This is a genomic window from Burkholderia sp. SIMBA_062 (genome assembly GCF_046534765.1).
GTDB lineage: Bacteria > Pseudomonadota > Gammaproteobacteria > Burkholderiales > Burkholderiaceae > Burkholderia > Burkholderia ambifaria.
On sequence record NZ_JAWRYD010000679.1, the window covers coordinates 1 to 231 of the forward strand.

The 231-nt window shown below is 48.5% G+C and carries 1 protein-coding gene; it reads right to left on the minus strand.

Annotated elements, in window-relative coordinates:
* The coding region (locus SB786_RS37905; RefSeq protein ID WP_410731797.1) for a hypothetical protein at positions 1–231 on the minus strand (231 nt) is incomplete at both ends.

Consider the following 231-nt stretch of genomic DNA (forward strand, 5'->3'; position numbering starts at 1 on the left):
CTCCGCGGCTTACACTCGTCAAAGTGGTAAGACCATCTTCGTCAGCCAGTCCTACTGCATTATCCCCAGATATATTATTCTCATTGGGAGAAGTCACAGAAGCCGGAGCACTTTCCACATCCAAGAGACTCCCAATGCTAAACCCTGTTAGAGGAGCATGCAAGGCAGGCAATGGATTACCATCCTTGTCATTCTCAAAGCTGGACGGTACATCACCGTAGTCATAGGTAG